At 70.4% G+C, this 6,596-nt stretch carries 6 protein-coding genes; 2 read left to right on the top strand and 4 right to left on the bottom strand.

From position 1 onward, the window contains the following. A partial coding sequence (locus KGQ19_RS51695) for a 5-oxoprolinase subunit B/C family protein (protein WP_212007692.1) occupies window positions 1–1,907 on the bottom strand: 1,907 nt, incomplete at its 3' end. Between the two features lie 137 nt (window positions 1,908–2,044). After that, the gene (locus KGQ19_RS04070) at window positions 2,045–2,809 is read right to left on the bottom strand and encodes a LamB/YcsF family protein (protein WP_212007691.1); all 765 of its coding nucleotides are present in this window, start codon (window positions 2,807–2,809) and stop codon (window positions 2,045–2,047) included. 117 nt (window positions 2,810–2,926) lie between these two features. Between KGQ19_RS04070 and KGQ19_RS04065 the strand changes: the two genes are divergently transcribed. Next, window positions 2,927–3,739, top strand: coding sequence for a hypothetical protein (locus KGQ19_RS04065; protein WP_212007690.1), 813 nt, complete (start codon window positions 2,927–2,929; stop codon window positions 3,737–3,739). On the opposite strand, the gene pheA is transcribed toward KGQ19_RS04065, so the two are convergent. Then, window positions 3,726–4,670 (bottom strand): prephenate dehydratase, encoded by a 945-nt coding sequence (gene pheA, locus KGQ19_RS04060; RefSeq protein ID WP_212007689.1) that lies wholly within the window; start codon window positions 4,668–4,670, stop codon window positions 3,726–3,728. The genes KGQ19_RS04065 and pheA overlap by 14 nt on opposite strands. Window positions 4,671–4,686: 16 nt before the next feature. After that, a complete protein-coding gene (locus KGQ19_RS04055; protein ID WP_212007688.1) occupies window positions 4,687–5,847 on the bottom strand; it encodes an FAD-dependent monooxygenase in 1,161 nt (386 codons plus the stop codon). Window positions 5,848–5,936: 89 nt separating this feature from the next. Here KGQ19_RS04055 and KGQ19_RS04050 point away from each other — a divergent pair, with 89 nt between their 5' ends. Then, on the top strand, window positions 5,937–6,533 hold the full coding sequence (locus tag KGQ19_RS04050; RefSeq protein WP_212007687.1) for a TetR/AcrR family transcriptional regulator: 597 nt from the start codon (window positions 5,937–5,939) through the stop codon (window positions 6,531–6,533). Window positions 6,534–6,596 lie beyond the last annotated feature (63 nt).

Genomic DNA, 6,596 nt, shown 5'->3' with positions numbered 1-6,596 from the left:
AGGTAAGCGCGCACCCCAGCCCTGGCCACCCCCACATCAACCACAGCGCCACCCGGCGCGTAGAAAGCTGTGCCCGGCACGGTCCGCAAGATCATCTGCTGGTGGGAGGGGGCGGGGGAAAGCAGAGAACCGCCCGCAGCGACCGGACCCGCCCCACCACCACAGCCCTCCGCATCACAGCTCTCCACACCACAGCCCTCCACCCCACCGCCGGGCGCCGCCACATCAGCACCGCCACCGCCCCGCGGCGCACCACCCTGCCCACCACCAGCTCCGATTTCGACGCCACCACGCCCACCACCACCCCCCGCCGAACCCACACCGCCACGCCCCCGCGACGCATCACCCGACCCCGAACCAGCTCGCAACCCGGCACCGCCGCGCGCCGCCGCACCCTCCTGCCCACTGTCAGCCGCTCGATCGGCACTGTCACCGTGCCCGCTGGCGCCAGGCAAATCGGCAGCGCCGGTCCGCGATTCGCTCGCAGAACTAGCGCCGCTGCCATGCCCGGGCCTCTGCGACGCGCCGTCGGGACGGACACTGTCACGGCCCTGCGACATGCCCTCAAGGCCAGCACTGTCACGGCCCTGTAGAGCGTCCTCAAGACCAGCACTGTCATCGCCCTGTAGCGCGCCATCGAAGCCAGCACTGCCATGGTGCTGCGACGTGCCCCCAGCCCTGCCGCCGGCATCGGCCGCGGTAGAGCTTCCAGCGGGCGATGCGGCCGGTCCCCCAGGCTCCGAGGCGTCATGGGGCCGGGCGCCGGCGGCCGGATCCGTACCGATGCGCAACGACACACCGTGTCGCGGGCTGCCGGTCGCGGAGGCTGCGTGGTGTGGCTGGAAAGCGTCACCGCAGCTGCTGCCAGCCGCCGAGTCAGCGTCCTCGTGCGCGGTGCGGTCGTCGCTGGCGTCGCCCGACTCGGGAGCGGGGCTGAAGACCGTGATTTCGCACCGGGCCCCCGCGACCGCGACCCAGCGCCCCACCTCGAGTTGGACTGCGGCGCCGCCGAGGGTGAGTTCGAGGGCTGCGGCTTCCTCTGCGTTGCCCACTAGGCGGTTGGCGAGTTTCAGTGATGCTCGGTCTGCTGCTCCCGAACGTGGGACGCCGAGGTGGGCGAAGCCGGGGCGGCCCAGGTCCTGGACCGTGGTCAGTGGTCCGGGGCGGACCACACGCAGGCCCGGTTGCGTTGCGCTGGATCTATCCGGCGCCGGGGAGTACTCCGTGGAGGCGACGGCTTCTGAGGCGCTCTGCTCCGAGGCGTCGCGGAAGAGGACTCGCATGCCGGGTCTCAGCAGTGCGGGGGACGATCGCGTCTCGTCCCACAAGGCGGGTGCCCATGATGCGAGACGCCCGATCAGCTGCCAGCCGCCTGGCGATTCGCGTGGATACACGCCGGCGTACGGCCCGCCCAAGGCCACGGCGCCTGCGGGGACACGGGTGCGCGGCGCGTCGCGGCGTGGCGCGCGCAGTGCCTCCGGTAGGCCCGTCAGGTATGCGAAGCCTGGCGCGAAGCCTGTGAACGCGACCGTGAATTCAGTGCTCGTATGGAGCGCGACGACCTCGTCGGGGGCGAGGCCGGTCAGGCGGGCGACCTCATCGATGTCCGGTCCGTCGTAGGTCACCGGCAGCTCGACGTGCTCAGAATCAGCGCCCGGTGGAGCAGTGGCGTCGGCGCCCGCAGCGGCCCAATCCACATCCCGCAGCGCCGCCGCGAGCTCCCGCAGCCCACGCTGGCCCGCATCGTCGAAAGTCGCGATGGCCATCAGCGTGCGCTCGGCAGGCACCACATCTACCAGGACGCCGGGTCGCGATACGCGCCACTGCTCGACCCATGCGAAACAGCGTTGGACTTCGTCCAGCGACGTGAACTCAAGCAGTACTCCGAACGGACCAGCCGGCAGCACACGGGGATCATCCGACTGCCGCTGTCCGGAATCAGAGCGGGTGCCGGGAGACGGATCAGATCCCCGCGCAGCCGACGAAGGCGTAGAAAGCTCGGAAGGGTCCAAAGAGCCCGCAGAAGCCCCCGAAGGGTCCCCACTCACGCGAAAGCCCCGACCTCGACCCCCACCGACCGCAACCCATCCCGCACCGCGGCTGCCATCTCCACGGCAGAGGGCGAATCCCCGTGGACGCACAACGACTGCGCCGAAACCGCCAGCAGCGTTCCGTCGATCGCGCGCACCGTCCCCGACACCGCCATCTCCACGGCCCGCCCTGCGACCTCCTCGGGTGACGTCAGTACCGCCCCCGCTGCCGTGCGCGGGACCAGGGTTCCCTGCGGGGTGTACGCGCGGTCCGCGAATGCCTCCTGGACGGTCGGCAGGCCTGCCGTGGTCGCTAGTTCCAGGAACACCGATCCGGGGAGGCCCAGGACAGGTACCGTTTCGTCGTATGCCGAGGCGAATGCCGCTACCGCGCGTACCACCGCCTCAGCTTGGACTGCGTCGTGCACGATACGGTTGTATAGAGCGCCGTGCGGCTTGACGTAGCGCACGCGGTCGCCCGCCGCCCGGGCGAAGGCGTCCAGGGCCCCGATCTGGAAGAGGACGTCGTCTGCCAGTTCGTGGGGGTCGTACTCGATGTCGCGGCGGCCGAAGCCGGCCAGGTCGCGGTAGCCGACCTGGGCTCCGATCCGTACTCCGCGGCCTACCGCCGCCGAGCAGACCCGGCGCATGGTGGAGGGATCGCCGGCGTGGAAGCCGCAGGCGACGTTGGCGCTGGTGACCAGGTCCAGCAGGGCGTCGTCGTCCCCCAACCGCCAATGCCCGAAGCCTTCGCCCAGATCTGCGTTAAGGTCGATCATCCTGCGCACCACAGTACGCCCGAAGACGGAGTCGTCACCCCTTGTCGCTCCTGTACCCTCTCTGCCGCAGTGCCCTGAGTAAATCTGTGAGGACCAACCGTGGAGACTGCCCAGGCAATGAGTGAGCCGTTGTTCCAGAGTCTGGAAGACGCCGTCGTGGTGGCCGAGACGGCCCTGCTGGACACGCAGGTGGCCGTCGAGTCGCTGCGTGCCGAGCTGGACCAGTTCACCCGGCTGCACCAGATCCAACTGGGCCCCCTGTACGGCCGGCTGGATGAGCTTGACGCGCTCACCGCCGAGACCGAAGCCGCCATGACCGGCGACCCCGAGGCGATCCGCCGTGCGGTGGAGGCTCGGGCCCGCGTCGACGGCGAGGACCCGCTGCTGTTCGCCGCCGCGAACGCCGGGCTGCTCGAAGACGACGAGGAGGACGCCGCCGCCCAGTCCGAGACGCCACCGCGACCCCGCGAGTCGGCAGCACCGGCTCCAGACCCGGACGTCCCGGTGCGTCCCAGCAAGACCGCGCAGCGCCTCTACCGGGAGCTGGCCCGCCGCTCGCACCCGGACCTGGTCCAGGACCCGACGGAGATCGCCCGCCGGTCGGCCTTCATCACCCGGGTGAACGCCGCGTACGAGAAGGACGACCTCCCCGGGCTCCAGAAGCTGAGCGAGGAGTGGTCCCTGACCTCCTCAGGTCCCGGCGTGGACGCCCCACAACGCGAGATGTGGCTGCGCAACCGCCTGATCTGGCTGCGCGCGAAGCAGGCGGAACTGGCGCTGGAGCGCCAGACGCTGATGGAGAACCCCATGGCGGACGTTCTCGCGGCCTACCAGTACGACTCTCTTAACGCCCTGCGCTCGATCTCCGAACAGCTCTACACGGCGATCGCCGAGCGGGAGGCCCTGCTGAACGCGCTCATCGGTTCCTGAGACCGGCCAGCCATTCGGCGGCCTCGCGGAAGTCCTCGTCGGAGGTTCCCTTGCGAACCTCCACAGCACGTCCGTCGGCACGCGGGTAGCTGCCGAGGTAGCGAACCTCGGCGGCGACCCGCCGCAGTCCGGTCAGGACCTCTCCGACCCGCGCGTCGTCGAGGTGTCCCTCGCAGTCGATGGAGAACCAGTACGTCCCCAGCTTCGACCGCGTGGGCCGCGACTCGATGCGCATCAGGTCGACGCCCCGGACCGCGAACTCCTCAAGGATCTCCAGAAGCGCGCCGGGGTGGTTGTCCCGCAGCACCACCGCGAGCGACGTCTTGTCGGCGCCGGTGCGTACCGGCGCCGAGCCGCGCGGCACGACCATCACGAACCGGGTGACCGCCCCGCTGACGTCGTGGATGTCCTGCGCGAGCACCGCGAGCCGGTAGAAGGGCGCCGCGAAGGCACCCGCCAGGGCCGCGTCATGAACGCCTTCAGAGACCAGCCGCGCGGCGTCCGCATTGGACGACGCCGCGACCCATCGCGCGTCCGGCAGGTTCTCGGCCAGCCAACGGCGGCACTGGGGATAGGCGTGCGGATGGCTGGAGACCGTCTTGATGTCCGCGAGCGCCGTATCCGGGCGCCCCATTAGCGCGAACTCCACCGGGAGCAGGATCTCGCGCACGATGTGCAGCGGCGGTTCCTCAGTGGACAGATCATCCAGGGTGGCCGGGACCGCGCCCTCCACCGAGTTCTCGAACGCGACGACCGCGCCCTGCACCTCGCCCCGCCGCACCGCGTCCAGCGCCGCCGGGACCGACTCGTAGGGAACCCGCTCCGCCTCCGATGCCCCGGGAACGCTAAGAAGCGCCGCCTCCGTAAACGTCCCCGCCGGGCCCAGGAAGCCGTAGCGAATCGGGACGGGAGGCGACGCTGTCTGGGTCATGCGGCCTAGCCTACGGTCACTGTGGCGGCCGCCACGCGACCACCGGGTCCATCGCCCGCAACACCAGGTCCGGCACCAGACGCGCGGCCAGCCCCATCCCCAGGTTCCGCAGCGCCTCCTTGGGCCGCGACGTGCTCTGCGTCAGCGCACCCATCCGATGCGACCGGCGCACCATGTCCGCCCCGCGCGGGGCACGCAGTGCGGTGTACTGCGCGAGCCCGCTAGCGACCTCTACAGAGCTCTTAGCCGACCCCACAAGCGCCGCCAACGTAACGCCGTCCTCCATGGCCTGATTCGCCCCCTGGCCCAGATGCGGGGTCATGGCGTGCGCGGCATCGCCGAGGATCGCGACCGCGCCGCGGTGATACGCGGGCAACGGTTCGGCCATCTCATAGATGTCGTTGTGCAGGATCGTCTCCGGGGCCGCAGCCTCGATGAGTTCGGGGATCGGGAAGTGCCAAGCGCCGAAACGGCGCGTCAACTCCGCCTTCTCATTCGGATACGTAATGCCGGCTTCCGCGTAGTCGGCCGCATAGGCGTAGGTGCGTCCGTCGGCCAGCGGCGTGATCCCGAAGACCTGGCCGCCGCCCCACACCTCGCCAGGCAAGAAGTCCCCGGCGGGCGTCGGAACAAGCAGACGCCACGCTGTGATCCCGCTATAGACCGCGCCCTGGTGCTCGGGAAACAGAGCCCTGCGCAAGGACGAGTTCACCCCATCGGCGGCGACGATCAAATCCGCTTCGATGACCGCGGAACCGGTCAGCAGACACGGTCGCCGAGTACTGTCTCCGGCCTCCACACCCTGCGCGGTGACGCCGAGCCGGAACGTCTCCGGCGGCAGCAGCCCCACCAGCACGTCCATGACCGAGGACCGGGTCGCGGGGATCACCGCGTCACCGAACCGGCGGATCATGGCCTTGCCCGCCGTGCGGGCGATCACCCGGCCGTCGGGCCGGGACACGGCGGCGTCACCTTGAAAGGCAGCCAGCTTCCGCACCGCGTCGCCGACTCCCAGCGCGTCCAAAGCCCGCAACCCGTTCGGCGCAACAGCCAGTCCGGAGCCGACCGGCCGCAGCTGCGAGGCGCGCTCCACGACGACCACTTCCCACCCGCGCTGGTGGAGCCCAGCCGCGGCCGTGAGCCCGCCGAACCCCGCCCCCACCACAATCGCCTTCATGACCGCTCCCCACTACATCCGTAGTTTCAACTACAAACGTAGTTCTACGGCACTACAGCCGTAGTCGTCAACTGCTAGGGTCGGCTGTCATGACCTCCCGCTCGGATCTCATCGGAGACACCGCCATCGCCTTGCTCGCCGAGCGGGGCCTGCGCGGCCTCACCCACCGCGCCGTCGACGAGGCCGCCGGGCTGCCCCCCGGCTCCACCTCCAACCACGCCCGGACCCGCAGCGCGCTGCTGGAGACGACGTTCGCGCGGCTGTGCCGGCTGGAAGCCGAGGTCTTCGAGAACGCGGCGAATCCTGGCGGCGTCCTGGCGCTCCAGAACCTCACCCCGGAACTCGCCGCCGACCTCGTCGCCACCCAGCTGCACGACACCCTCACGCTCCGCCGGGAGCAGGCGCTGGCCCGCTTCGAACTCGCCCTGGAGGCCACGAGACGGCCGGAGCTGCGGGTCATCTACGACGCCGCCGGAGTCACCTTTCGCGAGCCCGCACGCGCCCTCGCGACGGTGCTGGGCGCCACGGACCCGGACCGCCACGGCCGTATGTTCATCGCGTGGTGCGAAGGGCTCTTATTCGACTCGGTGGCCGGCGCCGGCAACCGCGCGGTCCCGACCAGGGAGGAGATCCGCGACGGCCTCCTGGAGCTCTTCCGCGGCATGCTCGCGAAGCCCACGCCATAGCGAGTCCACGCACTAAGAACCCGGGCGCTAAGAACCCGGGCACTAGGAGCCCGGACGCTAGGG

The organism is Catenulispora pinistramenti (assembly GCF_018274385.1).
Classification (GTDB): domain Bacteria; phylum Actinomycetota; class Actinomycetes; order Streptomycetales; family Catenulisporaceae; genus Catenulispora; species Catenulispora pinistramenti.
This window is presented reverse-complemented; position numbering and strand designations above follow the sequence as displayed.

What these genes read in the sequence shown, in the direction of transcription:
- KGQ19_RS04070 (WP_212007691.1), bottom strand. Translation starts at nt 2,809, where the DNA reads ATGATCGACCTTAACGCAGATCTGGGCGAAGGCTTCGGGCATTGGCGG.
- KGQ19_RS04065 (WP_212007690.1), top strand. Translation starts at nt 2,927, where the DNA reads ATGAGTGAGCCGTTGTTCCAGAGTCTGGAAGACGCCGTCGTGGTGGCC.
- pheA (WP_212007689.1), bottom strand. Translation starts at nt 4,670, where the DNA reads ATGACCCAGACAGCGTCGCCTCCCGTCCCGATTCGCTACGGCTTCCTG.
- KGQ19_RS04055 (WP_212007688.1), bottom strand. Translation starts at nt 5,847, where the DNA reads ATGAAGGCGATTGTGGTGGGGGCGGGGTTCGGCGGGCTCACGGCCGCG.
- KGQ19_RS04050 (WP_212007687.1), top strand. Translation starts at nt 5,937, where the DNA reads ATGACCTCCCGCTCGGATCTCATCGGAGACACCGCCATCGCCTTGCTC.